This window comes from Bradyrhizobium sp. McL0616 (genome assembly GCF_049993385.1).
In the GTDB taxonomy this organism is placed as follows: Bacteria; Pseudomonadota; Alphaproteobacteria; order Rhizobiales; family Xanthobacteraceae; genus Bradyrhizobium.
Map to the genome: position 1 here is coordinate 3,416,384 of NZ_CP188255.1, position 25,109 is coordinate 3,441,492.

The 25,109-nt window shown below is 64.7% G+C and carries 29 protein-coding genes and 2 tRNA genes; 17 read left to right on the top strand and 14 right to left on the bottom strand.

Annotated features, from left to right (window positions below; all coding sequences use genetic code 11):
- Positions 1-9 precede the first annotated feature (9 nt).
- Complete coding sequence (locus ACPPVR_RS16265; RefSeq protein WP_426615208.1) at positions 10-459, bottom strand: iron-sulfur cluster assembly scaffold protein; 450 nt, start codon at positions 457-459, stop codon at positions 10-12.
- A 240-nt stretch (positions 460-699) separates the two neighbouring features.
- On the opposite strand from ACPPVR_RS16265, the gene folE reads away from it, so the two are divergent.
- The 4 genes from folE (at position 700) to ACPPVR_RS16285 (ending at position 4,365) form a co-directional block, all read left to right on the top strand.
- The gene (gene folE, locus ACPPVR_RS16270; RefSeq protein ID WP_426615209.1) at positions 700-1,389 is read left to right on the top strand and encodes a GTP cyclohydrolase I FolE; all 690 of its coding nucleotides are present in this window, start codon (positions 700-702) and stop codon (positions 1,387-1,389) included.
- Positions 1,390-1,415: 26 nt separating this feature from the next.
- A complete protein-coding gene (gene hisI / locus ACPPVR_RS16275) occupies positions 1,416-1,838 on the top strand; it encodes a phosphoribosyl-AMP cyclohydrolase (RefSeq protein WP_426615210.1) in 423 nt (140 codons plus the stop codon).
- Positions 1,839-1,978: 140 nt separating this feature from the next.
- Positions 1,979-3,031 (top strand): lytic transglycosylase domain-containing protein, encoded by a 1,053-nt coding sequence (locus ACPPVR_RS16280; RefSeq protein WP_426616122.1) that lies wholly within the window; start codon positions 1,979-1,981, stop codon positions 3,029-3,031.
- 158 nt (positions 3,032-3,189) lie between these two features.
- Positions 3,190-4,365 carry a DUF2336 domain-containing protein gene (locus ACPPVR_RS16285; protein WP_426615211.1) on the top strand — a complete coding sequence of 392 codons (1,176 nt, stop codon included), beginning with the start codon at positions 3,190-3,192 and terminating at the stop codon, positions 4,363-4,365.
- A gap of 63 nt (positions 4,366-4,428) precedes the next feature.
- On the opposite strand, the gene ACPPVR_RS16290 is transcribed toward ACPPVR_RS16285, so the two are convergent.
- The 3 genes from ACPPVR_RS16290 to ACPPVR_RS16300 form a co-directional block, all read right to left on the bottom strand.
- Complete coding sequence (locus ACPPVR_RS16290) at positions 4,429-5,007, bottom strand: Hpt domain-containing protein (RefSeq protein WP_426615212.1); 579 nt, start codon at positions 5,005-5,007, stop codon at positions 4,429-4,431.
- A 30-nt stretch (positions 5,008-5,037) separates the two neighbouring features.
- Positions 5,038-5,583, bottom strand: a complete 546-nt coding sequence (locus ACPPVR_RS16295) for a response regulator (RefSeq protein WP_045008324.1) — start codon at positions 5,581-5,583, stop codon at positions 5,038-5,040.
- Positions 5,584-5,681: 98 nt separating this feature from the next.
- Positions 5,682-6,461: an NAD kinase gene (locus ACPPVR_RS16300; protein WP_426615213.1), complete on the bottom strand. Its 780-nt coding sequence runs from the start codon at positions 6,459-6,461 to the stop codon at positions 5,682-5,684.
- Positions 6,462-6,724: 263 nt separating this feature from the next.
- Here ACPPVR_RS16300 and ACPPVR_RS16305 point away from each other — a divergent pair, with 263 nt between their 5' ends.
- Positions 6,725-8,293 (top strand): S10 family peptidase, encoded by a 1,569-nt coding sequence (locus ACPPVR_RS16305; protein WP_426615214.1) that lies wholly within the window; start codon positions 6,725-6,727, stop codon positions 8,291-8,293.
- Here ACPPVR_RS16305 and ACPPVR_RS16310 read toward each other — a convergent pair.
- Both ACPPVR_RS16310 and ACPPVR_RS16315 read right to left on the bottom strand, forming a co-directional pair.
- Positions 8,283-9,668 (bottom strand): serine hydrolase domain-containing protein, encoded by a 1,386-nt coding sequence (locus ACPPVR_RS16310; RefSeq protein WP_426615215.1) that lies wholly within the window; start codon positions 9,666-9,668, stop codon positions 8,283-8,285. The genes ACPPVR_RS16305 and ACPPVR_RS16310 overlap by 11 nt on opposite strands.
- A gap of 104 nt (positions 9,669-9,772) precedes the next feature.
- Positions 9,773-10,312 carry a tetratricopeptide repeat protein gene (locus ACPPVR_RS16315; RefSeq protein ID WP_426615216.1) on the bottom strand — a complete coding sequence of 180 codons (540 nt, stop codon included), beginning with the start codon at positions 10,310-10,312 and terminating at the stop codon, positions 9,773-9,775.
- A 256-nt stretch (positions 10,313-10,568) separates the two neighbouring features.
- Here ACPPVR_RS16315 and ACPPVR_RS16320 point away from each other — a divergent pair, with 256 nt between their 5' ends.
- The 4 genes from ACPPVR_RS16320 to ACPPVR_RS16335 all read left to right on the top strand — a co-directional run bounded on the left by ACPPVR_RS16320 (position 10,569) and on the right by ACPPVR_RS16335 (position 13,044).
- Positions 10,569-10,937, top strand: a complete 369-nt coding sequence (locus ACPPVR_RS16320; protein ID WP_426615217.1) for a His-rich protein BRANT — start codon at positions 10,569-10,571, stop codon at positions 10,935-10,937.
- Positions 10,938-11,144: 207 nt separating this feature from the next.
- On the top strand, positions 11,145-11,567 hold the full coding sequence (locus ACPPVR_RS16325; RefSeq protein ID WP_426615218.1) for a hypothetical protein: 423 nt from the start codon (positions 11,145-11,147) through the stop codon (positions 11,565-11,567).
- 287 nt (positions 11,568-11,854) lie between these two features.
- The gene (locus ACPPVR_RS16330) at positions 11,855-12,562 is read left to right on the top strand and encodes an outer membrane protein (RefSeq protein WP_426615219.1); all 708 of its coding nucleotides are present in this window, start codon (positions 11,855-11,857) and stop codon (positions 12,560-12,562) included.
- 239 nt (positions 12,563-12,801) lie between these two features.
- Positions 12,802-13,044, top strand: a complete 243-nt coding sequence (locus ACPPVR_RS16335) for a hypothetical protein (protein WP_426615220.1) — start codon at positions 12,802-12,804, stop codon at positions 13,042-13,044.
- Between the two features lie 24 nt (positions 13,045-13,068).
- Here the strand turns inward: ACPPVR_RS16335 and ACPPVR_RS16340 are convergent, their stop codons facing one another.
- A complete protein-coding gene (locus tag ACPPVR_RS16340; RefSeq protein WP_426615221.1) occupies positions 13,069-13,323 on the bottom strand; it encodes a hypothetical protein in 255 nt (84 codons plus the stop codon).
- Between the two features lie 299 nt (positions 13,324-13,622).
- Positions 13,623-14,006 (bottom strand): hypothetical protein, encoded by a 384-nt coding sequence (locus ACPPVR_RS16345; RefSeq protein ID WP_426615222.1) that lies wholly within the window; start codon positions 14,004-14,006, stop codon positions 13,623-13,625.
- 105 nt (positions 14,007-14,111) lie between these two features.
- Between ACPPVR_RS16345 and ACPPVR_RS16350 the strand changes: the two genes are divergently transcribed.
- Positions 14,112-14,276, top strand: coding sequence for a hypothetical protein (locus ACPPVR_RS16350; RefSeq protein WP_426615223.1), 165 nt, complete (start codon positions 14,112-14,114; stop codon positions 14,274-14,276).
- Between the two features lie 3 nt (positions 14,277-14,279).
- Here ACPPVR_RS16350 and ACPPVR_RS16355 read toward each other — a convergent pair whose 3' ends face one another.
- The gene (locus tag ACPPVR_RS16355) at positions 14,280-14,417 is read right to left on the bottom strand and encodes a hypothetical protein (protein ID WP_426615224.1); all 138 of its coding nucleotides are present in this window, start codon (positions 14,415-14,417) and stop codon (positions 14,280-14,282) included.
- A gap of 305 nt (positions 14,418-14,722) precedes the next feature.
- On the opposite strand from ACPPVR_RS16355, the gene ACPPVR_RS16360 reads away from it, so the two are divergent.
- From ACPPVR_RS16360 to ACPPVR_RS16375, 4 genes are all read left to right on the top strand, one after another.
- Positions 14,723-16,420: a methyl-accepting chemotaxis protein gene (locus ACPPVR_RS16360; RefSeq protein ID WP_426615225.1), complete on the top strand. Its 1,698-nt coding sequence runs from the start codon at positions 14,723-14,725 to the stop codon at positions 16,418-16,420.
- 267 nt (positions 16,421-16,687) lie between these two features.
- Positions 16,688-17,407, top strand: a complete 720-nt coding sequence (locus ACPPVR_RS16365) for a class I SAM-dependent methyltransferase (RefSeq protein WP_426615226.1) — start codon at positions 16,688-16,690, stop codon at positions 17,405-17,407.
- A gap of 14 nt (positions 17,408-17,421) precedes the next feature.
- Positions 17,422-18,135 carry a class I SAM-dependent methyltransferase gene (locus tag ACPPVR_RS16370; protein WP_426615227.1) on the top strand — a complete coding sequence of 238 codons (714 nt, stop codon included), beginning with the start codon at positions 17,422-17,424 and terminating at the stop codon, positions 18,133-18,135.
- A gap of 102 nt (positions 18,136-18,237) precedes the next feature.
- Positions 18,238-20,076 (top strand): PQQ-binding-like beta-propeller repeat protein, encoded by a 1,839-nt coding sequence (locus tag ACPPVR_RS16375; protein WP_426615228.1) that lies wholly within the window; start codon positions 18,238-18,240, stop codon positions 20,074-20,076.
- Positions 20,077-20,238: 162 nt separating this feature from the next.
- Here ACPPVR_RS16375 and ACPPVR_RS16380 read toward each other — a convergent pair whose 3' ends face one another.
- From ACPPVR_RS16380 to ACPPVR_RS16390, 3 genes are all read right to left on the bottom strand, one after another.
- Positions 20,239-20,505 carry a hypothetical protein gene (locus tag ACPPVR_RS16380; protein ID WP_426615229.1) on the bottom strand — a complete coding sequence of 89 codons (267 nt, stop codon included), beginning with the start codon at positions 20,503-20,505 and terminating at the stop codon, positions 20,239-20,241.
- A 205-nt stretch (positions 20,506-20,710) separates the two neighbouring features.
- Positions 20,711-20,785, bottom strand: a tRNA-Thr gene (locus tag ACPPVR_RS16385).
- 140 nt (positions 20,786-20,925) lie between these two features.
- A complete protein-coding gene (locus ACPPVR_RS16390) occupies positions 20,926-21,273 on the bottom strand; it encodes a hypothetical protein (protein WP_426615230.1) in 348 nt (115 codons plus the stop codon).
- A 238-nt stretch (positions 21,274-21,511) separates the two neighbouring features.
- Between ACPPVR_RS16390 and ACPPVR_RS16395 the strand changes: the two genes are divergently transcribed.
- Both ACPPVR_RS16395 and ACPPVR_RS16400 read left to right on the top strand, forming a co-directional pair.
- Entirely contained in the window at positions 21,512-21,997 is a 486-nt protein-coding gene (locus ACPPVR_RS16395; protein WP_426615231.1) for a hypothetical protein, read from the top strand.
- Between the two features lie 43 nt (positions 21,998-22,040).
- Positions 22,041-22,553 carry a hypothetical protein gene (locus ACPPVR_RS16400; protein ID WP_426615232.1) on the top strand — a complete coding sequence of 171 codons (513 nt, stop codon included), beginning with the start codon at positions 22,041-22,043 and terminating at the stop codon, positions 22,551-22,553.
- A gap of 263 nt (positions 22,554-22,816) precedes the next feature.
- Here the strand turns inward: ACPPVR_RS16400 and rlmB are convergent, their stop codons facing one another.
- The gene (gene rlmB / locus ACPPVR_RS16405; RefSeq protein ID WP_426615233.1) at positions 22,817-23,647 is read right to left on the bottom strand and encodes a 23S rRNA (guanosine(2251)-2'-O)-methyltransferase RlmB; all 831 of its coding nucleotides are present in this window, start codon (positions 23,645-23,647) and stop codon (positions 22,817-22,819) included.
- 202 nt (positions 23,648-23,849) lie between these two features.
- Here rlmB and ACPPVR_RS16410 point away from each other — a divergent pair.
- Positions 23,850-23,935 (top strand) — tRNA-Tyr (locus tag ACPPVR_RS16410).
- A gap of 115 nt (positions 23,936-24,050) precedes the next feature.
- On the opposite strand, the gene ACPPVR_RS16415 is transcribed toward ACPPVR_RS16410, so the two are convergent.
- Positions 24,051-25,082 (bottom strand): LLM class flavin-dependent oxidoreductase, encoded by a 1,032-nt coding sequence (locus tag ACPPVR_RS16415; protein ID WP_426615234.1) that lies wholly within the window; start codon positions 25,080-25,082, stop codon positions 24,051-24,053.
- Positions 25,083-25,109 lie beyond the last annotated feature (27 nt).

Here is a 25,109-nt window from a genome sequence, read left to right on the forward strand (position 1 = left end):
GCCTCAGCCCTACGCAGTGGCCGGCTGCTTCGTCTTCGCCTCGATCTGGCCGATCGCATCGACCACGGCATCGAATGTCAGGAGGGTCGAGGCATGGCGGGCCTTGTAGTCGCGGACCGGCTCGAGGAACTTGATCTCGTCCCATTTGCCGTCGGGCGGCGCGCCATTCTCCTTCAGCATCTTGCGAACGGTTTCGCGTAACTCACGGAGTTCGCTCGCAGTCGAGCCGACGATTTGACTTGCCATGATGGATGAAGACGCCTGTCCCAGCGCGCAGGCCTTCACGTCATGGGCGAAGTCGGTGACCTTATCGCCCTCCATCTTGAGGTCGATCTTGACGGTCGAGCCACAAAGTTTGGAGTGGGCGGTGGCACTCGCGTCGGGGTCCGACAACCGCCCGAGGCGCGGAATATTGCCGGCCAGTTCGATGATCCGCTTGTTATAGATGTCGTTCAGCATGTGATGGTGTCCAACACTTCCGGGCCGGATCGGCCTTGGCGGGCGCCGTCCACGGTCTTATATAGGGTCGGAACTGGCGGAAAAACAGTCCGACGGCCCGGCGGCGCTGATCCAGAACCGCGCGGCCGGCGTTCTAGCCGAAGACCCTTTTCGCCAAAACTGTTCTCTTCAGGCGTCCGGCGGCATGCCGCCCCGTCTGCCGGTGACACTCCGGCCAATAGGCCGTCGAACGGAGTAGACATGGACGCTGCGATCAAATCCATCCGCCCCAACAAGCCCTCCGACAAGCAGCCCGAGAGCCGCCCGGCCGAGCTCGATCCTGCCGAATTCCTCGCGGCCGCCGTCCGCGCCGACCAACCGCGCCCGGCGCGCGCCGAAGCGGAAGCTGCGGTGAAGACGCTGCTCGCCTATATCGGCGAGAACACCGGGCGCGAGGGCCTGCTCGATACACCGCGCCGCGTGGTCGAGGCCTTCGACGAGCTCTATCAGGGCTACCACCAGTGCCCGGCCGAGGTGCTCGACCGCACCTTTGGCGAGACCGCCGGCTATGACGACTTCGTGCTGGTGCGCGACATCGAGTTCACTTCGCAGTGCGAGCATCACATGATGCCGTTCTATGGCAGGGCGCACATCGCCTATACGCCGGTGGAACGCGTCGTCGGCCTGTCCAAGCTTGCGCGCCTGACCGACATCTTCGCCCGCAGGCTCCAGACCCAGGAGCATTTGACGGCGCAGATCGCCGCCGCCATCGACGAGGTCCTCAAGCCCCGCGGCGTTGCGGTCCTGATCGAGGCCGAGCATACCTGCATGTCGGTGCGCGGCGTCGCCAAGCATGGCGCCTCGACGTTCACAAGCCGCTTTACCGGCATGTTCCGCGACAATCCGGCGGAGCAGGCCCGCTTCCTGTCCCTGGTGCGAGGCACTCGCTGACCTCGCGAACGAATAGCGAGGACGCCGTGTCCACTCATTCCCACGACATCGAGGAAGGGCTGAGCTTTCAGCCCAGATTCGACGCGGCCGGCTTAGTGACCTGCGTGGCGACCGACGTCGCCACCGGCGATGTGCTGATGGTCGCCCACATGAACGACGAGGCGTTGCGCAAGACCATTGCGACCGGAGAAGCCTGGTACTTCAGCCGTTCGCGCAATGCCTTGTGGCGAAAAGGTGAGACCTCGGGTCAGACCCAGCGTGTGGTCGAGATCCGTACCGATTGCGACCAGGACGCGGTCTGGCTTCGCGTCGAGCAGATCGGGGCGGCCTGCCACACCGGCCGCCGGTCCTGCTTCTACCGCAAGATCGAGGCCGACGATGGTGGTGCGAAGCTCGTCTTCGTCGATGCCGACAGGCTGTTCGATCCCAGCAACGTCTACAAGAAGTAGATTCGCGCGCCCCGGAATGACTCGGGGCCGGGCGCGGTCGCCGAATTAACTCCGCATTAACCATGCCTGTCCCACGGTGGGACGACAGGGCGTCCGAATTGCCGGCGCCGTTCAATGCCGCGCGGGGCGGGCACTCCATCATGTCGGTCGACAATTCCAGTGCCACGCAGACCGCCGCGACTGATGGCTCAAAGCGCGTCGCCGGTGCGATCAAGCAGGCCTCGAGCCAGACCGGCGTCAGCTTCGAATACATGCTCACGACCGCCAAGATGGAATCGGACTTTGATCCGTCCGCCGGCGCCACCACCTCGTCCGCCCATGGGCTCTACCAGTTCATCGACCAGACCTGGCTCGGCACAGTGAAGGAGGCGGGCACCCAGCTCGGCTACGGCAACTATTCCGACGCCATCACCAGGACGTCGTCCGGCACTTACACCGTCGATGATCCCTTCATGAAGCGATCGATCATGAAGCTGCGCGACGATCCGGAGGCCGCCTCGAGCATGGCGGCGGCGCTGACGCAATCCAACAGCTTCAAGCTCACTGGTCTGCTCGGCCGCAGGCCGTCCGACAGCGAGCTCTACATGGCGCATTTCATGGGCGTCGGTGGCGCGGCCAAGCTGATCGCCAATGCCGAGGACAATCCGCAAGCGGTCGGCGCGCGATTGTTTCCCAATGCGGCATCCGCCAACCGCTCGATCTTCTACGCCAAGGATGGCCGCGCCCGCAGTGTCTCCGAGGTCTATTCGGTGTTGAACGCGCGCTACGCCAGCGCCGCGAATTCCAAATCGACGCGTAGCGCGATGGCGATGTACGGCGACGCGCCATCGACCACGCAGGTCGCGAGCGCAAACGGCGTGCAGCCCACCGCGCCCATGATCAATAGCGCCGCCTATCTCCAGACCTTCCCCGATACGCGTTCGGTGACGCCGGTCAGCGCGACAACGTCGACGATGGTTGCCGACAATGCGCCGAGCACGCCGGTGTTTCGCTCGATCTATCAGCCCGCCGACGCTACGCAGCCGGTCTCGACGACGGTGCAGAAATTGTGGGGCAACAACGCCTCGCTCACCTCGGTCGCCCCCGCGACCTCGGTTTCCTCAACGACCTCGGCTGCTTCGACGACGCCCGATGTGCGGCCGCCGCAGCCGCTCGATCTCTTCAGCGATCGCAGCGGCACCTTCTCGAGCTAGCGCGCTGCCGCTCGCGGTCAGGCTCGCTCCAGCCCTTAACAAAACGTCAATAAAACCAGTCAGTTATGGTGAACGCTTTGTTAAGCGTCGTGGTTTATTTTGTGTTGCAGGTGACAAGACGTCACCGCTTCGTCTTCGTTGCGTAAGCCGGAAGCACCATGATTGTTCGGCAATTCATCAATTGGATCAGGACCGCGTCCGCCGGTGAGCGGGCCGAGGCAACACGGGCATTGGCCCGGGCCTGGCTGATCTCAGACCTTTCCCATGACGACCGCGTCGCCGCTGAAGGCGCGCTCCTGATGCTGCTCGACGATGCCTCGCCGCTGGTGCGGAAGGCGATGGCGGAAGCCTTTGCGCGCAGCAACGAGGCGCCAGCCGCGATCGTGCGCGCTCTGTCGGCAGACCAGCCGTCGGTAGCGCTGCCTGTGCTAGAACATTCTCCGCTTCTGATCGACGCCGATCTCGTCGACATCGTCGCGACCGGCAATGGCGAGGTGCAATGCGCGATCGCTCGCCGCATCGCGCTGCCGGTGTCTGTCTGTGCCGCCATCGCCGAAGTCGGTTGCGCAGCCGCCGCGCTGGAGCTGATCGAAAACCCCCATGCCGAGCTCGCGCGGTTCTCCTGGGATCGGATCGTCGAGCGTCACGGCCATCTCGCGGCGATCCGCGAGGCGATGCTGGTGCTGGAAGATCTGCCGGCCGCAACGCGTGCCGCGCTGGTGGCAAAGCTCTCGGAGACGCTGGCGCAATTCGTCGTGGCGCGGAACTGGTTGAGCGCCGACCGCGCCGACCGCATGACGACCGAGGCGCGCGATCGCTCCACCATGAACATCGCGGCGCGCTCGCGCGGCGATGAGATGCGGGGCCTTGTGCGGCATCTCCGTATCACGGGCCAGCTCACCGCGGGCTTGATCCTGCGCGCGCTGCTCTCGAGCAATCTCGAACTGTTCGATGCCGCGCTCGCTGAACTCGCCGACCTGCCGCTGGCGCGCGTCTCCGCGCTGCTGCACGACCGCGGCGGCAATAGCCTGCACGCGTTGCTGCGCCGGGCCGGGCTTCCCGAGGCGACCTTTGCGGCGTTTCAGGTCGCGCTCGATGCCTGCCACGAGCAGGGTTTTGTCGATACCGACGACAGCGCGGCCCGGCTGCGCCGGCGCATGGTCGAGCGCGTGCTGACCCATTGCGAGACTGATCGCGGTGCCACCGAGCCGCTGATGGTCCTGCTGCGCCGCTTCGCCACCGAATCCGCGCGCGAAGAGGCAAGGCTGTTCTGCGACGAGCTGGTCGCAGACGAGGCGATCGCACCGGTCTATGATGATTTGATCGCGGCGTAGTTCGAGCCGGATCCACAAGCTCCGTCATTGCGAGCCGCAATGACGAGAAGAAGAGCTGAATTTTTACTCCGCCGGCACGATACTCGGCGCCAGGATCACCTCGAGATGCTCGGGGCGGTCGCGGTTGGCGTGGGCGAGATATTCGTCGGCAACCTTGCGCAGGCGACGGTTGAGCTCGGCGGAGACCGTGAGGCTGTCAAGCCGGGTGTTATCGTGCACGATGGCCAGGATGGCGTTGATGTGGTGCGTGAACAGCTCGGCCGGAACCCTCTCGAGATCGGGTGCGTGCTCGATGACGCGGCACAGGCTCTCGGCGATTCCCGCTGCCGCCGGAAAGCCGAACGTCGCGGCGTCGCCCTTGATGTCGTGCGCTGCGAGGAACAGCTCGTCGCGCCTGTCCTTGGTGAAGCCCTCGTTGCGGATGGCAACGTAGGCGGCCGACAGCCGGTTGGCCTCGGTCGTCATCCAGTCCTTGAACTCGCTGGACAAGCCTGCCAGCGCCTGCTCGGCGCGGCCGACCGGATCGTCCATGTCCTTTTCCTCGACCCGGCGCAGGACTTTCCGCAGCGGATTGGGCTGCGTGATCACATGATGCGTGGCGAAGGCCTTGACCTCGATGTCTCGTGCGCTGTTCTTCGCCATGATGCCTGCCTCGTCGCTGAAGACGTTGCGCTAGATGGAGGAGCGGGCCTTGTCGAGCAGCGAGGGCTGCTGGAGCACCTCGTGCTTTTCGCCGACACGGCGCTCGGGACCCATATAGGCGGAGTTGGTGTTGCGGCGCCGGTCGGGGCCGAAATAGGCCTTGGTCTTGATGAAGGGCCGGGGACTGGCAACCACGTTGAGGATGCGCTGATAGAGCCCCTTGGCCGAGATCGGCTTTGCCAGAAATTCGGTGACGCCGGCATCGCGCGCGACAGTGACGCGGCGCTTCTCGGAATGGCCGGTCAGCATGATGATCGGCGCGTAGGGGTTGCCCTTGGATTCCGGCTGCCGGATCATCTGCGCCAGCTCAAGCCCGTCGAAGATCGGCATCGCCCAGTCGGTGATGACGATGTCGGGCACGTAATGGCTGTACATTTCCAGCGCAGTGGCGCCGTCCTCGGCCTCATAGACTTCGCGCGCGCCGAACGAATGCAACAGCGTCCGCAGGATGCGGCGCATGTGCGGATTGTCGTCGCAGATGAGGAAACGGAGCTTATTGAAGTCGATGCGGAACATGACGCCCAGGCCAAAGGGTCAACTTTCATTAACCATATCGTGCCGAGGGTTAACGAAGCGTTGCGATCGGGCGTCCGGCACGCCGCCGGGCAGGCGTATTAGGAGCCGAACTGTTCGCGCAGAATGCGTTCTTCAAGGCTATGTCCGGGGTCGAACAGCATCCGCATCGAGATGGTTTTGTCGGTGAGGACTTCGACACGGCGGACATCGCGCACCTCGTCGTGGTCGGCGACCGCGGCCACAGGACGCTTGTCACCCTCCAGCACCTCGATCACGACATAGGCCGTGTTGGGCAGCAGCGCGCCGCGCCAGCGGCGGGGGCGGAAGGCACTGATCGGCGTCAGCGCCAGCAGCGCGGCGTTGATCGGCAGGATCGGCCCCTGGGCGGACAGATTGTAGGCGGTCGAGCCGGCCGGCGTGGCCACCATGATGCCGTCGGCGATCAGCTCGGGCATGCGCTCGCGCTCGTCGATCAGGATCCGCAGGCGTGCCGCCTGGTACGTCTGCCGGAACAGCGCGACCTCGTTGATGGCGTGGTGCAAATGGACGCGGTCGTTGACGTCGGTCGCGCGCATCAGGAGCGGGTTGATCTCGGATTCATGCGCGGCCTCGAGCCGGGCGCGCAGATCGACCGTCGAGTATTCGTTCATCAGGAAGCCGATGGTGCCGCGGTGCATCCCGTAGATCGGCTTTCCCGAGTGCATCTGCTGGTGCAGCGTCTGAAGCATGAGCCCGTCGCCGCCCAGCGCAACAACGATGTCGGCGTCCTTCGGATCGCAATTGCCATAGTCCCTGGCGAGCTGGCCGAAGGCGGCCTGCGCTTCGCTGCTCGAACTGGCGACGAAGGCGATTCGGTCGTACCGCAATGGCTTGGTCATGGCTTCCGGGCAGGGGCTGGCTCGAGAAAGTTCCGCCGAGGTCGTCTATACGACCTGGGCCTGCATTGTCGAGGATGACCGGCCGGCAAGGCAAACGGGACGGGCGATCGGGCGGCCGCCCGTCTTCGTTCAGGGCAGAATCGGGCCGGAAAGCCGGCTTCCGGCCTCGGATCCCCCAAACCGTCGCAATTGGCGGCTAAAACTGCCGCCTTCGCTGGCTGGCGACCGACGGCGTGCGAGCGCGGTCGGCAGGGAGAATAGTCATGGTCATGAGTTTGCCGACGCTGCGCAGCGCGGGGCTGGTGCTGGCGGTGTCTGCCTTCGCGCTCGCAGGTTTTGCGCGCGCGGATGATCCACTGCCGCCGCGCAACGAGGCAACGGCGCCTGCGGGACAGAAGGGTGGGCGCGGCGGCAATGCGCCGAATGCGGCGCAGGCTTCGCCATCGGCCGCCGAGCAGCATCGTCTCCCCGGGGATTCCACCACGAAGCAGACGATCGATCTGCCGGGCCGAACGCTCAACTTCGCCGCGACCGCCGGCGCGATCCGCGTGTTCGACGACAAGGGCGAGCCGCTGGCCGACATCGCTACGACGTCCTATGAGCTCGATGGTGCTGACCGCGCCACGCGCCCAGTCACCTTCCTGTTCAACGGCGGGCCCGGCGCGTCCTCGGCGTGGCTTCAGTTTGGCGCTGCCGGGCCCTGGCGGTTGCCGCTCGACGGCGAGGGGCTTTCGCCATCGGCCTCGCCCGAGGTGAAGCCGAATGCGGAGACCTGGCTCGACTTCACCGATCTCGTCTTCATCGATCCCGTCGGCACCGGCTACAGCCGTGTTATCGCCAGTGGAGAGGACGCGCGAAAGCGGTTCTATTCGGTCGACGGCGACGTCAATTCGATTGCGCTCGTTATCCGCCGGTGGCTCGAGAAGCACGACCGGCTAACCTCGCCGAAATACGTCGCGGGCGAGAGCTATGGCGGTATCCGTGGGCCGAAGGTCGTGCGCCAGTTGCAGCTCCAGCATGGCGTCGGCGTCAGGGGATTGATCCTGGTGTCGCCGCTGCTGGATTTCCGCGAGTTCACCGGCACGAGCCTCCTGCAATATGTCGCGACGCTGCCGAGCTATGTGGCGGTGGCGCGCGAAGTCAAAGGGCCGGTCACGCGCGCCGCTCTCGCGGACGTGGAGGCCTATGCGCGCGGCGAATTCCTGGCCGACCTCGTCAAGGGCGAAGCGGACAAGGAGGCCGCCAATCGTCTTGCCGACAAGGTCGCCGAACTGACCGGCCTCGATCAGGCGGTGAGCCGCAGGCTCGCCGGCCGGTTCGATGTCGGCGAATTCCGCCGCGAATTCGACCGTAAGAACGGCATGGTGACGGGACGCTACGACGCCTCCGTGCGCGGCTTGGATCCTTATCCGGATTCCAGCAGCTCGCGCTTCGGCGATCCCTCAGGTGATGCGCTTCAGGCGCCGCTGACGAGCGCTGCGGTCGATGTTTTCACACGGAAGCTCAACTGGCGGCCCGACGGCTCCTACGAAGTCCTGAACGGCGCCGTCGAGCGCAACTGGGACTTTGGCAACGGCATCAACCCGCCGCAATCGGTCTCGGAATTGCGTCAGATCCTCGCCACCGATGCGAAGCTGAACGTGCTGGTCGCGCACGGCCTGTTCGATCTCGCCACGCCCTATTTCGGATCGAAGCGGGCGCTCGACCAATTGCCGGCCTTTGCGACGCAACGGATCAAGTTCGTCGTCTATCCCGGCGGCCACATGTTCTATTCGCGCGACGGCTCGCGGCAGGCGTTGCGGAGCGAGGTCGAGACGCTGATCAGGGAGTAGGCCGACGCTTGCGCGGCTTGTATCTGCGCGCGATCTCGCGCGCGACGACGCTCGCGGACTTCACGTTGGCGCCGGCGATCCAGATGTCGCTGACTTTGCCGCGCTTGTCGCGGACGCGGCGGACCGGCTCGCCATGGCTGGAATAGCCGGCGGCCCAGGCAAGCTTGCCGGTGTCGCGGCCGGTCACCTCGATCTCGCCGGCATCCATGAACGGATTGTTGAATTGCGGATTGGCGAGGAGCACGCGGTTGCCCACCGGCACGAAATCGGTTGCGCCCCAGACGGTCCACCAGCGGCCGGTCCAGTCGCGCAGGCGCCGGTCGGGTGCGCCGCGGCTCTGGAACACGCGCAGGATCTGCATCGCGCCGTCCATCCAGATCGGCGCCGCGCCGTCGATGGAGTTGCTGAGGATGCTGATCGCGAGCTCGCAAGCGGGAATGGAGCAGGTCCGGGAGATGTAGCCCTGGAAACCGCCGCCATGGCCGAACCAGTCCCAGCCGTCGGTCTTGCCAGCGTTGACCCCCAAGCCGTAATAGCCCTCAAAATTCTGCGGGACACGCCAGTGATGCCGCGTCATCTCGCGGCGGCCCGCGACCGACAGCACACTCCTCCTGGCATTGGGCGCAAGCTGTGCGAAGAAGCGCGCCGTATCGGCGGCGGTGGCGACGAATCCCGCGGCGGATGCCATGGCATGTGCAGGATTGTCGCCGGGGATCACGCATCGCTCACCCAGCGGCAGCTTTCGCGTGTGACCGCGCGCGAAGGGCGCGCCCTTGGGAAGCGGGGTGTTCGGCTCGGTCTCGCGCAAGCCCGCCGGTTCGATGATCTCGCGCTTGATCCAGGCGGAGTAGGGCTCCTTCGTCACCGCTTCGATGAGGAGGCCAATCAGGCCAAAGCCGTGATTTGAGTATTTGAAGCGCGTGCCGGGCTCGATCGCTGCGGGCTGCTTCAGCTCGGCGAGCAGCTCCTTGGCGTTGAGATAGGGGCGGCTATCGATGAACTGACCGGAATCGGCGCCGTCGCGCGTCAGCCCCGCGCTATGCGAGAGCACTTGTGCAATCGTCGTTTCGGCGACGCGCGGATGCAAGCCGCTGACATATTGGCCGACCGGATCGTCCAGCCGGAGCTTGCGCTGCTCGCGCAGCTTCATGATGCCGGCCGAGGTGAAGCTCTTCGAGTGCGAGGCGATGCGGAAGCGGTGGCGCGGGGTGAGTTTTTCGCCGGTGTCGAGATTGGCGAGGCCGAACGCATGCTCGGCGACGACCTCGCCGCGATGGACGAATGCGACGATGACGCCCGGCTGTTGGAAGGTCGTCTGTTGGAATTCGATCCAGGAGCCGATGTAGTCGATCGCGGATCGTAGCCACCTATCCATTGCGCACCAGTTGCCGGGGAGGATGCGCGCAGGCTAGCCGAAAACGCAGAACCGGCACAACCCTGACGGTTGTGCCGGTTCTTGTTGTTCGTAGATGCGGTGTCTTAGTAGACGAGCGTCGCGCCGGTCGGCTTGTCGAGCGCTGCCGCAAGCGAGCGATATTCGGAGCTGTCGGTGCCGGCGAGCGAGGCGATCTTGTTCAGATGATACTGCGCCTGTTCGCGGTTACCCTGCTCGAGCTGCCAGAGGCCGAAATACTGCCAGGTGCGGACGTGGTTCGGATCGTCCTTCAGCGCCAGCTCGTAATACACCTTCGACGACTGGTAGTCGCCGAGCTTGCGGTAGGAGTAGCCGATCAAATTGGCGACGTCGGCGACGTCGTCACGCTTGAGCGACTTCAGCTGGCCGATCGCGCTCGTGTAGTCGTGGTTGTCGTAGATCGTGGTGTAGGCGGTGCGATAGGCCGCGAGGAATTTGGGATCGCTGACGGAAGAGCTCTTCTTCTTCCCTTTCTTGGTCGAGGTGTCCGACTTCGGCGGCGAGGGATCGTCGCTGCCGGCGGCATAGGCGCTCGTCAGCACCGGTCCGGCCGCCAACGCCATCGAGACAAGTCCCGGTACCAGAAGCATGGAAAGTTTGCGCATCTAAGTTCTCCCGAATGGAACGTGGCGATCCTACACGATTGCCCAAAGACCGGAACACCCGGGAGACAAAAACATTCCCCGCCGTCTCCGGCGGTTTGGCCTTCCAACGGCAAGATAACAAACTTGTCATCCAGATGAATGGAAGCCTGCAATCGGCTTCAGACTGGGTTCAGTGCGCTCCCTCTAGGCTCTCATCCATGATCGAAGGGTCGGCGAGAGGGCGCCGCCTCAAGATCCTTCAAAGAGGAGACCAACCATGTTGAAGACCATTTCCGCAGCCTTGCTCGCAGCTTCCGTGATCGCAGCCCCGGCCTTCGCAGCCGAGGCCGGCAAGACAACCACGACTGCGCCGGTGATCAAGGCGGACCAGACTCAGACCAAGGTGTTGAACACCGCCGCGAAACCCGACGCCGGCGTCAAGGCCGACGCGAAGACCACCGCCGTCAAGGTGGATACCAAGGCCGATTCCAAGGCGAAGGCCATGAACGCCAACGCCGCGATCACGCCCGACGAGCACAAGACCGTGCGGACGCATCGTCATCACCACAAGCATCTGTCGGCCAGGAAGTCTCTGAAGGCGCAGCCGGACGTCGCGAAGCCAGTGACCACCGAGAAGCGCAGCTAAACGACTGATCCCGCGAGGCGGCATCCTTCATTGCCCCGCCGCCTCGCGCGGAGTTCAGGCCCGGCCCGTTTCGTCACGCCCCGCGCGAGAGCGCGAGGTGCTGGCGGCGGGCCGGTGCGCCGTTGACCGGTTGCGGAAGCGAATTCCCTTTGTGCAACCTTGCAGCTAGAACATCTCATGGTCTGACCGGCTGGAGAATTTTATCCCTTGGGGCGATTGGCGAAACGTGCGGTGATCCTGATGCTGCCGCTGGCGCTTGCGGCATGTTTCGGCAGCGATGGTGACCGTCCGTCCCTGATGGAGGGGACCCAGACCGGAGGCCCGCAGCCGTTTCCCGACAATTTCCGTGGCGATACGCTGGCCCTGATGCGCGCTTATCTGAACAATCCGGTCGGCGTGCGCGACGCTGGCATCGCCGAGCCGGTGCTGCGCGAGATCGGCGGCCGGCAGTTCTATGTCAGCTGCCTGCACTTCACGCCCCGCGAGACCGACGGCAGCTACAAGACCGTGCGCGAGCGGGCCGCAGTCTTCGTCAACGGGCGGGGCGACCGCGTCGTCGACCGCACCAACGAGTTCTGTGTTGGCGCGGTTTACGCACCCTTTCCGGAACTGGAAAAGATGACGCGATAGCGCAAAGGCCGCCTTTATCGCGCGGTGCTAGAACGAGAGCCGCCGGAGCAGCTGGATCACATTTCGGCGAGCTTTGAACGGGGCGGTTTTGCCTCGCGACAGATCGTTACGGCAAGACTTGCGCGAACGACAAAATCGGTCGCCGCAAGCAGACGTGACGGAACAAAATCGCGTTGTTGCCGCCACGTCACAGTCGCGAACGATCAACGTTCCGGCATCGCCGCGAAGCAACCCAATTCACGCCACGTTGTTTCCTGAGTGTCGTAAATGAAAGAACGGGGATGATCATGAAAACGATTTTGCTGGGCGCAGCCGCTCTGCTTGCGCTGGCCGCACCAGCCGCGGCAGCCGACATGCAGCCTCGCACCTATGCCAAGGCTCCGACCTATACGCCGCCGCAGCTGATCTATAACTGGACCGGTTTCTACATCGGCGGCCATGTCGGCGGCGCCTTCGCCGGCGACAGCAGCTTCCAGTCGAGCGACGCGCGCTTCCTGGGCGGCGTTCAGGGCGGCTTCGACTACCAGTTCGCGCCCAATTGGGTGGTTGGTATCGAAACCCAGTATTCCTGGCTGCCGACCAACAACAACGGTGTCACGTTCCCGCTGGGGACGCAGGTGACCTCGAACACTGACCAGCTCGGCTCGGTGACCGGCCGCATCGGCTACACTTGGGGTCCGGCGCTGCTGTACGCCAAGGGCGGTTACGCCTGGCGCAACGGCGGCCTCGGCGTCAACGTCGCCGGCGTGCCGCAAGCCTTCACCACCACCGGCAACAGCAAGGACGGCTACACCGTCGGCGCCGGCCTCGAGTACATGTTCGCGCCGAACTGGTCGGCCAAGGCCGAATACCAGTATTACAACTTTGGTAGCACCACGATCGCCTCCGGTCCGGCCGACGTCGTCGGCGTCCGAGGCCGGGACGACGAGCATACCGTCAAGGTCGGGGTGAATTACCGGTTCGGCTGGGGCGGTCCGGCGGCCTCGCGCTACTGACCTGCCAGCAGGGGACCCTTGATCTGACAAAGGCCGGCTTCGCGCCGGCCTTTCGTTTGCCGCCTTTTGTTTGGTTTGCGTGAACCATCTGGCGCGTCATTTGCAAGCAAACAGTCTGGCGCGCGCCTTCTCACGCGTGTCACGGGGATCGGGTAAAGCAAAAATAATTTTTGCGACTTACGGAACTCGCGCTCCGGAACGCGTTATTATCGAATTGCCGGGCTGGTGGGACAACGAACATGCGTATCTTGGCGTCGGTGGTGGTGATCTCGTGCTTCGTCGCTCTGCCGTGCTCTGCCCAAACAATCCTCAAATCCGAGCCTTTGATGCTGGCACCCTACGAGGTTGCCTTCGTGATGGATGCCTCCTGTCCGTCCGGCAAGGTGCTCAAGGTGACCGGCGCGATCCGCGGGCTGCATCGTCGGAAGGCCTGCGTGGCGCTCGCCGCTGAGCAGGCCTCGCTGGCGACCGCGACGCCCTGAGGTACGCCGGCCTTCGGCCAGGTATTATAAGCCCAACTGAAGCTCCATCCTGGACTCCCGCTCGGCATCCGCCTTGTTCTTGGCGGGGTCCTCGCCTTGGGCGGCCCGGCAGGGCCTGATCTCGTAGTCATTGTCGAGCATCCGACGCGGACCGTGCCGCGCGTCGTCAGTGCCGACGTCCACGACCAGGCCGCTCCTTTGCGCGAGCTTCCAGACGTCGGCCTCGCTCGGATAGGCCTTGCTGATCTGGCCGTCATTGCAGAACAGGGCGTAGGGCATCCTTCCCGCTCCCATAAACCGCGTTAACGGCGTGCCCCGGGGGAGGGTTTCCGGCACACTGGCGCGATCACGGGTCCGTGATCGAGGTGTCGGGCCCTGAGTCGTAAACGAGTCCTGAATCCCCAAAAAAAGAATCCCTGGGACTCCCCGGCCGGAATCAGCGGATGTTTCCGGCCATGGCGACCGACTTGAAAACCTCCTGCGGGCACATGCTGCTGCCCCTGACGCTGGCCTTGATTGGCGCCAGCGCGGCCAATCTCTGGTTGGTCTGGTCCTGGCTGTGAGAGGCTAAGTCAGCTTCACTCGTCCGTTGGCGGACGGGTGGAAGGGTCGCGGATGGCAGCGCGAAGCTTGAACAGGGTCGCCGCACAATATTCCTCGCGCTCGCGCTCGAAGCGTTCCTGATGCTTTCTGAAATTGGCGATGCGGGCCTGCATCTCGCTGCGGAAATCGCCACCCGTCCGCGGTGGTGGGACAGGCAAGGGCTGGAGCTCGGGCGGCGGGGCGGCCTGTGGCGGCTCGAACGCGACGGCCACGGCCCGGACGGAAACGATCTCCGCGGATAGTACCGGAGCAGCCGCAGAGGTATCCGGCTGGCGGAAGTCGTCCTTCCTGCCGGAGACTGATTGGACGAAGGCCAGCGTCTGCGCGATCAGTGCGTCGCGCTCCCGGATCCACTTCATGACCCACCACCCTGTTAGACCTATTCCACCAAAGATGGAGCGCCGAATCAAGAAGGCAGGCTGCAAGGGATTGCATATTTTTCCCGGACGCCCGACATTGGATGGATGAAACCCCAGGCCGACGGGTCGGACGAAGCGCAGGGCTTGCGGCTCTTGCGCGCCTTTCTGTCACTGCCGCCCGACAAGCGGGCAGAGGTGCTGGCGTTTGTCGAGAATCTGGTGAGTGCCCATAGCCGGCCCGAGGACGGCCATGAGGCTTCCCCGACGTGAGCGCTAGTGCTGGCGCGGATTGACGTTCGGGACGAAGGGCGCGCCGACCACCCGGACCGGTGCCGGGGCGACCGCATCGATCGGCCTGCTGTCTGCGACCTGCCTCTCCGGGCTTTGCCCGAACACCGGTTCGAACAGCACAAGCGTTCCTGCTATAGCAGCACAGCACAGTGCGGCCGCCGTCAGCAGAAGCACGTTTCGGTTTTCTTCTCTGATCCGCATGCGTCGACAACGGGCGACGTGAACGATTGGTTCCGGCCGGCCGGGCGGCTCCAGATACCCCGAAAGTCGCCGAAGCTTGCGCGAGGCTTGCGCGCGGGCACCGGAAAGTATTTTTCCGTAAGACGACTCGTACCATTTTGTATCAATTTTTAATGTTCCCCGGTTCCAATGGCGCGGCTAGGGCTGCTTCGGTCGCGTGGGCCGGAAAATCATTGGACGGCAGGATGAGCTTTTTGAACAATTTGAAGATCGTGTTGAAGGTTGCGCTGATCGTGACCGTGATGGGCTTTGCGCTGGTAGCCGTAGCCGCCTTCGGCACGCGCGAACTCTCCGCGACCGTCGATGGGTTCAGCGAACTCACCGCGATGCAGTCGGCGGCCCTTAACCTCACCCGGGTCCAACGCCGCGCCGAGACCTATCACGCAGCGCTCTATGCGGTGTTCACCGAGACCACTGAGGCCGGCAACGCCAATCGGCTCAAGATCGCGAACCAGAACCGCAATGAAGTTCGCCAGTTCCTCGACGCGGCGGAGGCGGACGATCCGTCGCGCGCAAGCGAGACGAAGAGCGTCGGCGACCAGATGACGGCCGCCTTCGCAGGTTGCGATCCCGTGCTCCAGGCCGGCGCCAACGCAAGCAGCACGGAAGAAAATGCCAAGGCCGCCGATCGTGCGCACAAGGAGTGCGATCCGCTGATCGACTCGGCGTTGGGGCGTATTGCCAAGTTCACGAGTGAGACGTCCAATGCCGTGACCAAGCGCAAGGAAGCCATCGAGCGCGACGCCAAATCCGCAACCTGGACCGTGATGAGCGTCAGCGCCGGCGGCCTCGTGCTGGGCATCGCGATCGCGCTGTTCATCGGCCTGAAGGCGATGTCGCAGCCGATCGCCCGGCTCAAGCTCGCCATGGAGGGCCTTGCCCGCAACGATCTCAAGACCGAAGTGCCCGAGAAGGACCGCCGCGACGAGATCGGCGACATGGCCAAGACGGTCGAGGTGTTCAAGACCAATGCGCTGGAAGTGGAGCGGCTCAAGGCGGCGCAGGCCGAGGCCGAGAAGCAGGCCGCCGAACAGCGCCGCCGCGACATGGTCAACCTGGCCGACGGTTTTGAGCGCGCGGTCGGCGAGATCATCGAAACCGTCGGATCCGCATCCACCGAGCTCGAGGCCTCATCCTCCACGCTGGCAACCACCGCACAGCGCGCGCAGGAGCTGACCTCGGTGGTCGTGGTCGCCTCGGGCGAAGCCACCGGCAACGTCCAGTCGGTTGCGACCGCGACAGAGGAGTTGTCCTCCTCGGTCAACGAGATCAGCCGGCAAGTGCAGGAATCCGCGCGGATGGCGAGCGAGGCCGTCAACCAGGCCCGCACCACCACCGAACGGGTCAGCGAACTCTCGGTCGCAGCGACGCGGATCGGCGACGTCGTCGAGCTGATCAACACCATTGCAGGCCAGACCAACCTTTTGGCACTGAACGCCACGATCGAGGCGGCGCGCGCCGGCGAGGCCGGCCGCGGCTTCGCGGTCGTTGCCTCCGAAGTGAAGACGCTGGCTGAGCAGACCGCCAAAGCGACCGGCGAGATCAGCCAGCAGATCTCCGGTATCCAGACAGCGACGCAGGAATCCGTCAACGCGATCCGCGACATCTCCGCGACCATTGAGCGGCTGTCGGAGGTGTCTTCGACCATCGCAGCTGCCGTCGAGGAGCAGGGCGCCGCGACCCAGGAGATCGCCCGCAACGTGCAGCAGGCGGCCCATGGCACCCAGCAGGTCTCCACCAACATCACCGACGTGCAGCGCGGCGCGGCCGAGACCGGCTCGGCGTCCTCGCAGGTGCTCTCCACCGCAAAGATGCTGGCGACCGACAGCAACCGGCTGAAGGACGAAGTCGGAAAATTCCTGTCGACGGTGCGCGCGGCCTAAGCCGGGCGACGCACAAGCCCCGGTGGCCTTGCGCCGCCGGCAAGCGGCAGATTCTATTGCGGTAGCAAGAAGGCCATCGCGACCGCGAAAAGGAAGACCGTCGCGACGACGGCCGCGACGGCACCGGCGATGATCTTCGCGCTCTCGCGGCTGGCATAGGGCTCCATGCGACGTGCACTTTACCTGATGTTGAGCTCTGATCCAATCTGTGGTGAGTAGCCGCGCCTGCGATGTGCGCGGCCAACATGCATTGCCGAAGGTCGATCCATGAACGACGATGTCAGCGACGGCTGGGCCGCGTCCGCGGCCGCCTGGATCGTCGAGCAGGGCGAGGACGGCGACTATGGCCGCCGCTTCGTACTGGATGCGCCGATGCGTGCGCGGATCGAGGGGCGCGGCTTCCGCAACGCGCTCGATGTCGGCTGCGGGGAGGGGCGCTTCTGCCGCATCATGCAGCGCGCCGGCATCCGGACCACGGGCATCGATCCGACCGAAACGCTGCTCGCGCGCGCCAGGGAGCTGGATCCGAACGGCGATTATCGGCTCGGCCGCGCCGAGACGATGGATTTCGATGCGTCCCACGATCTGGTCGTCAGCTATCTCAGCCTGATCGACATGCCGGATCTCGCCGCGGCGATCGCGAAGATGGTGGCGGCGCTGCAGCCTGGCGGCACGCTGCTGATCGCCAACCTGACCAGCTTCAATACCGCGGGGCCGCCCGACGGCTGGACGCGTGACGGCGACGGCATCTTGCGATTCGCTATCGACTACTACATGGACGAACGCTGCAACTGGGTGAGCTGGCGCGGCATCCGGATTCAGAACTGGCACCGTCCGCTGAGCACCTACATGACGCTGCTGCTCGGTCACGGGCTCCAGTTGCGCCTATTCATCGAGCCCGAGCCCACAGGCGGCGAGCCTGAAAAAATCGCCCGTCATCGCCGCGTCCCCTTTTTCCACATCATGGAGTGGCAGAAGCCAGCTTGAGTGCAGAGAGCCCGATGACTTCCAATCGTCCACCCGTCCTTGCCCATGAGCGGTTCGTCGCCGACCGCGAGAATTTCGCAGGCCTCGATCTCGCCGCGCGATTCGAGCGGATCGAGAAGACCAATTTGTGGGGTGCCGAGACCTCGGTATCGGGCCTCGGCTCGGAGGACCTCGCAACCGCTGCGCTGCGGGACGCGTTGCCTTCGTTGTTGCGGCGGATCGGCGCGCGCTCGCTGCTCGACGCGCCCTGTGGCGATGCGGGCTGGATCGGCCGCATCAAGCTCGATGTCGACTACACCGGCATCGACATCGTGCCGTCGCTGATCGCGGCCAACAAGGAGCGTGCGGCGCGCGGCGAACTGTCCGGTCGCTTCAGCGTTGCCGACATCACGCGCGATGAACTCCCGCGTGCCGACATGATTCTGTGCCGGGACTGCCTCGTGCATCTGAGCTTTGCGAACATCGATCGCGCCGTCGCCTGCTTTCGCGACAGCGGTGCGTGCTTCCTGCTGGTCACGACCTTTCCCGAATGGGACAGCAATCGCGACTGCGAGGACGGCGACTGGCGCGCGTTGAACATGGAGCGGCCGCCCTTCAACTGGCCGGCACCGCACGAGTTGATCAACGAGCGTTGCGACGAGGGCGACGGCGGTTGGCGCGACAAGAGCTTGGGGGTGTGGCGGCTGGACGAGTTGCCCGATCGTGCCCGCATTGCCACGAACGTGTGACGGGCGCAGGCCGAACTTCCATTGCTTCCGAGGTCGTCGTGGCGATACACTCTGGGTTGTGTGAAGCGATCTCGTGTCACGATGATGATGTCGGAGCACGCCATGAGACTTTATGCTGTCGTGGCCGCCATGTTGATCTGGTGTTGCGCTCCAGCGAGGGCGCAACAGGACGGCGCCGCGCTCTACGCAGCGCATTGCGCGCAATGTCACGATGGCGGTGATGGTCAGAGCCGCGTGCCGGGCCGCGGTGCCATGCAGGTGATGTCGTTCGATCATGTGCTGGGAACGCTAACCACCGGCAGCATGGTGGCGATGGCAAAGGAACGGAGCGACGAGGAGCGCCGGGCGATTGCCGCCTTCGTCACTGGCAAGGCCGCGACCAGCGGCAGCACGGCCGATGCGCAGGGACGCTGCACGCAGCAGGGGAGCGACTTTCCGCAGGCGATCGACGGTCCGCGCTGGAACGGGTGGGGCGTCGACCTCAACAACAGCCGCTTCCAGCCGGCGGAGATGGCGGGCCTCTCCGCCGACCAGGTGCCGCGCCTGCGGCTGAAATGGGCTTACGCATTCCCTGGCGCCTCGGTGTCCTTTGCGCCGCCGACGGTCGTGGGCGGTCTGTTGTTCATCGGCGGCACCGATCGCAAGGTGCATGCGCTCGATGCGAAGAGTGGCTGCACGCTCTGGACGTTCGGGACCGACGCCGCTGTCCGCGCCGCGATCACGGTCGCGCCGCTTCCCGGCAGCGATCAGTCCGCGATCTTCTTCGGCGATCTCCGCGCCAACGCCTACGCGGTGAATGCGTTGACCGGCGCGCTCATCTGGAAAACGAAGGTCGAGGAGCACGCGGCCGCGCGCATCACCGGCGCGCCCGTGCTTCATTCCGGCGTGCTGTATGTGCCGGTCTCGTCGCTCGAGGAAGTCGCCGGCTCGCAAGCCACTTACGAATGCTGCACCTTCCGCGGCAGCGTGGTGGCGCTGGAGGCTGCGACCGGCAAGCCGGTCTGGCAGGCCTACACCATCCCCGAAATGCCGCATCCGACCGGCAAGAATGCCAGGGGCACGCAGCTCTTCGGTCCGTCCGGGGCCGCTATCTGGTCGGCGCCGACGATCGACGTGAAGCGCAACGCGATCTATGTCGCGACCAGCAATTCCTATTCGAACCCGCCGTCCGCTACCAGCGACGCGATCCTCTCGTTCGATCTCGCGACGGGAAAGCTGTTGTGGAAGCAGCAGGCCACGCCGAAGGATGCCTATGTCGTAGCGTGCTACAGCGCGGACAAGACCAATTGTCCTGACGACCACGGGCCTGATCATGATTTCGGCCAGTCGCCGATCCTCGTGACCTTGCGCGACGGCAAGCGCATTGTCGTCGTCGCGCAGAAATCCGGTGTGGTGCACGCGCTTGATCCTGACGACGGCGGCAAGATCCTGTGGCAAACACGGATCGGGAAGGGCGGCCCGCTCGGCGGCAGCGAATGGGGCTCGGCGGCGGACCAGGACCGCATCTATGTCGCCAACTCCGACGTGCGTTTCCTGCGCGACGGCACAATGCAGCTCGATTCCACCCAGGGCGGCGGCCTGTTCGGGATCGATCTCGCCAGCGGAAAAATTGTGATGGAAGTGCCGCCGGTGCCCTGCGGCAATCGCCTCCAATGCAGCCCCGCGCTCTCGGCTGCCGTGACCCTGATCTCCGGCGTCGTGTTCTCCGGCAGCGTCAGCGGCTTCCTGCGCGCTTACGCCGCCCCCGACGGCAAGCTGCTCTGGGAGTTCGACACCGCGCGGGATTTCAAGGCCGTGAACGGCGTTGCCGCCCATGGTGGCGCGATCGATGGCCCCGGGGCGGTCATTGCCGGCGGCATGGTCTATACCAATGCCGGTTACGGCCAGTGGAGCGGCGTTGCCGGCAATGTGCTGCTGGCGTTCGAGGTTGGGACGGAGTGAGTGCCTCGGCATCCGGCTCTTGTGAAACTCGGTCATTGCGGTGCAATGACGCGGGGGAGGCTGCCGCCGCGCTGTTCCAACTCACCTTTCAAACAGCAGACACACCTTCACCATCTCGCGGCGCGTTTCGCCCGAGTGATGCAGTAGCGCGCCGGCGAAGTGTCAACGCCGCGACTTGCCGCACGACAAGACCAGCACCATTGTCGCGGGCTGCCCGACGACGCTTGCGACCGCGCTCGCGATCTGCGTGCTGTATTCGGCGCTGATGACGCCCGCCATGTACTCGCTGCGGGCGTAGGCGATCACGACGCCGCCGGACAATTCCGTGCACCGAAACCCCTGAAGGTAGGTGTCGTATATCCTGGCACCGAGGCTGAAATTGAGTTTGGCTTGAACAGCGAGATCTTCTTCGTCAGTCAAAATAGCCATGCATGCTCCGGCTTCAGCGTTTCGAGATACGGAGCAGAGCGCCTGGCGTTGTGCATGAGGCCATGCAGAACTCCGCGGGAACAAAATGCGTGGAAGCTGATGGAGGAGAGACAAGGATTGTATTCGATGATCGATGCAAGATGCCGTTGCGGCGCGATCGCGCTTTCGGGATCGACCAACTGGCTGAGCGCCGGGCGTCAAGCGCTGGTGCCGGCTGAGGGGATTGAACCCCCGACCTTCGGTTTACAAAACCGCTGCTCTACCGCTGAGCTAAGCCGGCGCCGGCTTGAGAGGGCGGGCAGGGCGGCACGCGCCGGGCTGCCCGCCCGCGCGTCGCAATACCAGACTTGATCGGAAAGTGCCAGAACCCGCAACGAGCGTCGCGGGCATGAAACAGGCGGCCTTTGAGGCCGACTGATCTCACGCGCTCGATAGCCGCCGCGCGTAGAAGTTGCCCCAGCCCAGGAACGGTGCAGCGGCGACCGTTGCCGCGGTGCCGACGGCCGCACCGGCGACCGCGCCCGCGGTGTCGAGCGGCCAGAAGCCGGATTGTGTCTGATCATTCGGATTGGCTTGCCGATGGGCCATGTGCCGGCGGCGATAGGCGCGATCGGTGGTGGGATTGGCGGCGCCAAGATTCTGGCAATTGGGATCCTGGAACAACCCTGTGCAGCGGGCCGAATTGTCGGTCACGGTTTGCGCGAAGGCAGGCGTCGCCAGCGTGGACGCGACGATTGCTGCCAGGCCAAGAAGCTTCAGGCTCGTCATGGCATGCGGGGGCACATTGACGTGAGCCCGTTTAGGATGTGCGGTCTGTGCCACGCAACCGCGTGCGCTACGACCGTGCGGCGGCTTGCTTGCTGTTAACGCTTCGCTAGTGCACCCGACGGCATTTGAGTTGCTGTCGCCCCTTGGGTGTTAGGCTTACCGGCATTTGGTGAACCGGCCTTAACCCTCTCTGCGTTGCAATCCGATAGGTTGTGTTCCGGACAACCGGGATCCTTCCATGCGCGTTTTGGCGCTCGCAGCCTTTCTGATCGGACTGCCCGCGACGGCTTTGGCCGGCGGCGGATTCGATATTGTCGTTCCCGGCCGCCCCGGCGTTCCCATCATCATCAACAATATCGATGCGTCCTACGCCGTCGTCGAAGGTGTCTGGGGCCTGGGCAAGAACATCCAGGTGCAGCCCACGATCTATGGCGGGAGCTACGTCGCCGAGCGGCAGCCCTCCGATGTCGGCCATTATTATCCGAGCATGGGCTTGCAGCCCGGCTATGGCCGGCTCGAGGTCGAGCCGCCCGCGAACCGCAAATTGCCGAAGCCGGCCGAGAGCTACCATCAGAGCTGGGGCGCGCAATCCGCGCCGCTGCCGCCGCAGATGGATGTTCCCATCAATCCGCCGCCGGTGATCCTTGCACCCGAGATCAATGCCGATCCGCGGCGCCATCGGCGGCGACCACGTGCCGAGGGGCTCATCAGGCCGCCTGGTTAAGAAACGTCAAATCCAACGAAACGGAAATCAACAGGAGAGAGTAATGCGTCAGATGATTTCGGGACTGTTCGCGGCGGCTGCCGTGATGTTTGTGGGAGCCGCTCCGGCCATGGCCTGCGGCTTCAACCCGTGTCAGCCGGTTGCGCCGGTCTATTCCGGCTGCAACACCGGCTGCGGCGGCTACGGCGTTGGCTATGGCTATGAGCGCCTCGCCGAGCCGACCTCGCAGTATTACTACGTCAACCAGGGCCCGACCTACACCGGCCCGGGCGAGTTCGCGCCGCACCCGACCTATCGTGAGGACGCAGTCGTTGCGCCCGCCAATTACGGCTACGGCCGTGGCTATGGCAACGGCTATGGCTATCGTGCCGCCGCGGTCGAAGCGCCGGCCGCCTATCCCTATCACCGGCCGTACTACCGTCCGTATCGCTATGGCTACGGCCCGCGCTACGGCTACCTGCCGCGTCCGCACTACGGCTACGGCCCGCGCTATGGCTACTCCCACCGCTACGCGCCGTACTATGGCGGCCACCGCGTGCTGCGCCGCTATTACTGATCGTTTGATCGGTTGAGCCAGAGAAGCGCTCGTCCGCGTGATGCGGACGGGCGTTTCGTTTTTTGTGCGTGGTTGAAGCGAGCTCTCGCCGCATGCGCGATGCGCTCCCTCGCCCCGCTTGCGGGGAGAGGGTTGGGGTGAGGGGGGAGCCTCCGCGGGGACGGTGACAGTCGGACTCGCGGAAGCTCCCCTTCACCCGAAATCCGCGCTGCGCGCGAATTTCGACCTCTCCCCGCAAGCGGGGCGAGGTGAAGCAAAGCAGCCTACCGCTTCATCAGCCCGAGCCGGCTCGCGCCGACATAGAGCGAGAGCACGGCGGCGTTCGACACGTTGAGGCTCTTGATCTCGCCAGGCATGTCGAGCCGGGCCACGACGCTGCAGGTCTCGCGCGTCAGACGCCGAAGCCCCTTGCCTTCCGCGCCCAGAACCAGCGCGAGCGGCTCGCGTAGCGCGACATTGCCGAGGTCTTCGCTGCCTTCGCTGTCGAGGCCGACGGTCTGGAAGCCGATGTCGTTCAGCGTAATCAGCGCGCGGGCGAGGTTTGGCACGGTGATGATCGGTACCAGTTCGAGCGCGCCGGAGGCGGCTTTCGCCAGCACGCCGGTCGCTTCCGGACTGTGGCGCCCGGTGGTGACGATCGCCTTTACCGCGAACGCCGCGGCCGAGCGCAGGATGGCGCCGACATTGTGCGGGTCGGTGATCTGGTCAAGCACCAGCACCATGCCATCCTGTTTCAGGCTCTCGATGTCGGGCGAGGGCAGGGGATCGGCCTCCGCAAGCAGGCCCTGGTGCACAGCGTCGGGCGACAACAGCCGGTCGATCTCCTCAGGTCGGACGATCTCGGGTGCGATGCGGGTCTCGATATTTTCTTCAGTGAGACGCTTAGCGGCGTTCTCGGTCAGCGTCAGCTTGCGGATTTGCCGGACAGGGTTGGCGAGCGCCATGGTGACGGTGTGCCAGCCATAGAGGATGACCGGTCCGTCGGGGTCCGAATCGCGCTCGCGCCAAGTCGGCCGGCCGGCCGATTTCCCGGGTTTTTTGAAGGGCTTACCGCCGCCGCGGCGACCCTTCGGGCCGAATTTTCGATCGTTCATGGGCTTGCTTGTGTCATGGGTCCCGGAATATGGCAATTTGGGCGTATCCGGGGTGATTTAGCTGGTCGTCTTGGTTGACTTTGCCTACCCGTTTCGCCCATAACCGCGCCCGGTCGCGTCCCCATCCGGGCTGCTGCGGCTTCATGTTCCATGGCCGTCTTCGGTCGCCGGAAAGGTCCGGCCCGATGTGCTGCCGTCGAGCGGGGGAGTGTCCCGAGTGGCAAAGGGAGCTGACTGTAAATCAGCCGTCTTATGACTTCGAAGGTTCGAGTCCTTCTTCCCCCACCATCCTTTGCTCGCTTCTCGAGCTTCGGCTCGGCAAGCCGGCCCAAATCACCGTAACGCGAAGTTAGCGAAGGCTGCCACGTCGCAGCCTGAAGGCGCAGGCGGACCGTACCAACCGCTACCCCATCATTTCCCGCACCATCGGCACCACCTTCTGCCCATAGAGCTCGATGCTCTTCATCAGCTTCTCGTGCGGCAGCGGTCCCGCCGAATATTTCAACTGAAACCGCGCAATGCCAAGCGCCTTTGCCGTCGCGGCAATCTTGCGTGCGACCGTTTCCGGCGAGCCGACATAGAGCGAGCCGTGCTCGGCTTCGTTCACGAACTCGTCGCGGGCCATCGGCGGCCAGCCGCGTTCCTTGCCGATGCGGTCGCGCATCGCCTTGTAGTCGGGCCATAGCTCCTCGCGTGCTTGCGCATCGGTCTCGGCGATGTAGCCGGGCGAGTGCACGCCGATCGGCTGCGCGGGGCGGCCGAACTCCTTGAAGGCGCGGTGATAGAGATCGACATAGGGCGCAAAGCGGGCGGGATCGCCGCCGATGATCGCGAGCATCAAGGGCAGGTCGTAATGCGCGGCGCGCACCACCGATTGCGGGCTGCCGCCGACGCCGATCCAGGTCTTGAGCTGGCCATTCTCGATCGGGGGATAGACGAGCTGGTCCTTGAGCGGCGGCCGCAGCTTGCCTTCCCATGTCACAGGCTTCTGCGACAGCAGCGCTGCGAACAGATCGAGCTTCTCCTCGAACAGCGCCTCGTAAGCGCGCAGGTCGAAGCCGAACAGCGGAAAGGATTCCGTGAAGGAGCCCCGGCCGAGGATCACCTCGGCGCGCCCGTTCGAAAGCGCATCGAGCGTCGCAAAGCGCTGGAACACGCGAATGGGATCGTCCGAGCTCAGCACCGTCACGGCCGAGCCGAGATGGATGCGCTTGGTGCGCGCCGCGATCGCGGCCAGTACGGTCTCTGGCGATGAGATCGCAAAATCGGCGCGGTGATGCTCGCCTAGCCCAATGAAATCGAGGCCGAGCTCGTCGGCCAAAACCGCCTCGTCGACGACGTTGCGGATCACCTGCGCATGCGGAAGCATAGCGCCGGGGGCGTCCTTGGTGACGTCGCCAAAGGTGTCCAGTCCGAATTCGAGCGGTGCGGTCATCAATCAGGTCTCTGTGGGAGGATGACC

Coding starts and splice junctions, on each gene's coding strand:
- ACPPVR_RS16340 (WP_426615221.1), bottom strand. CDS start 13,323: ATGCCCTACGCCCTGTTCTGCAATGACGGCCAGATCAGCAAGGCCTAT.
- ACPPVR_RS16320 (WP_426615217.1), top strand. CDS start 10,569: ATGTTGAAGACCATTTCCGCAGCCTTGCTCGCAGCTTCCGTGATCGCA.
- ACPPVR_RS16300 (WP_426615213.1), bottom strand. CDS start 6,461: ATGACCAAGCCATTGCGGTACGACCGAATCGCCTTCGTCGCCAGTTCG.
- ACPPVR_RS16370 (WP_426615227.1), top strand. CDS start 17,422: ATGACTTCCAATCGTCCACCCGTCCTTGCCCATGAGCGGTTCGTCGCC.
- ACPPVR_RS16380 (WP_426615229.1), bottom strand. CDS start 20,505: ATGGCTATTTTGACTGACGAAGAAGATCTCGCTGTTCAAGCCAAACTC.
- ACPPVR_RS16285 (WP_426615211.1), top strand. CDS start 3,190: ATGATTGTTCGGCAATTCATCAATTGGATCAGGACCGCGTCCGCCGGT.
- ACPPVR_RS16395 (WP_426615231.1), top strand. CDS start 21,512: ATGCGCGTTTTGGCGCTCGCAGCCTTTCTGATCGGACTGCCCGCGACG.
- ACPPVR_RS16375 (WP_426615228.1), top strand. CDS start 18,238: ATGAGACTTTATGCTGTCGTGGCCGCCATGTTGATCTGGTGTTGCGCT.
- ACPPVR_RS16305 (WP_426615214.1), top strand. CDS start 6,725: ATGGTCATGAGTTTGCCGACGCTGCGCAGCGCGGGGCTGGTGCTGGCG.
- folE (WP_426615209.1), top strand. CDS start 700: ATGGACGCTGCGATCAAATCCATCCGCCCCAACAAGCCCTCCGACAAG.
- ACPPVR_RS16365 (WP_426615226.1), top strand. CDS start 16,688: ATGAACGACGATGTCAGCGACGGCTGGGCCGCGTCCGCGGCCGCCTGG.
- ACPPVR_RS16330 (WP_426615219.1), top strand. CDS start 11,855: ATGAAAACGATTTTGCTGGGCGCAGCCGCTCTGCTTGCGCTGGCCGCA.
- ACPPVR_RS16310 (WP_426615215.1), bottom strand. CDS start 9,668: ATGGATAGGTGGCTACGATCCGCGATCGACTACATCGGCTCCTGGATC.
- ACPPVR_RS16415 (WP_426615234.1), bottom strand. CDS start 25,082: ATGACCGCACCGCTCGAATTCGGACTGGACACCTTTGGCGACGTCACC.
- ACPPVR_RS16335 (WP_426615220.1), top strand. CDS start 12,802: ATGCGTATCTTGGCGTCGGTGGTGGTGATCTCGTGCTTCGTCGCTCTG.
- ACPPVR_RS16360 (WP_426615225.1), top strand. CDS start 14,723: ATGAGCTTTTTGAACAATTTGAAGATCGTGTTGAAGGTTGCGCTGATC.
- ACPPVR_RS16345 (WP_426615222.1), bottom strand. CDS start 14,006: ATGAAGTGGATCCGGGAGCGCGACGCACTGATCGCGCAGACGCTGGCC.
- ACPPVR_RS16400 (WP_426615232.1), top strand. CDS start 22,041: ATGCGTCAGATGATTTCGGGACTGTTCGCGGCGGCTGCCGTGATGTTT.
- ACPPVR_RS16290 (WP_426615212.1), bottom strand. CDS start 5,007: ATGGCGAAGAACAGCGCACGAGACATCGAGGTCAAGGCCTTCGCCACG.
- ACPPVR_RS16390 (WP_426615230.1), bottom strand. CDS start 21,273: ATGACGAGCCTGAAGCTTCTTGGCCTGGCAGCAATCGTCGCGTCCACG.
- ACPPVR_RS16280 (WP_426616122.1), top strand. CDS start 1,979: ATGTCGGTCGACAATTCCAGTGCCACGCAGACCGCCGCGACTGATGGC.
- rlmB (WP_426615233.1), bottom strand. CDS start 23,647: ATGAACGATCGAAAATTCGGCCCGAAGGGTCGCCGCGGCGGCGGTAAG.
- ACPPVR_RS16295 (WP_045008324.1), bottom strand. CDS start 5,583: ATGTTCCGCATCGACTTCAATAAGCTCCGTTTCCTCATCTGCGACGAC.
- ACPPVR_RS16265 (WP_426615208.1), bottom strand. CDS start 459: ATGCTGAACGACATCTATAACAAGCGGATCATCGAACTGGCCGGCAAT.
- ACPPVR_RS16315 (WP_426615216.1), bottom strand. CDS start 10,312: ATGCGCAAACTTTCCATGCTTCTGGTACCGGGACTTGTCTCGATGGCG.
- ACPPVR_RS16350 (WP_426615223.1), top strand. CDS start 14,112: ATGAAACCCCAGGCCGACGGGTCGGACGAAGCGCAGGGCTTGCGGCTC.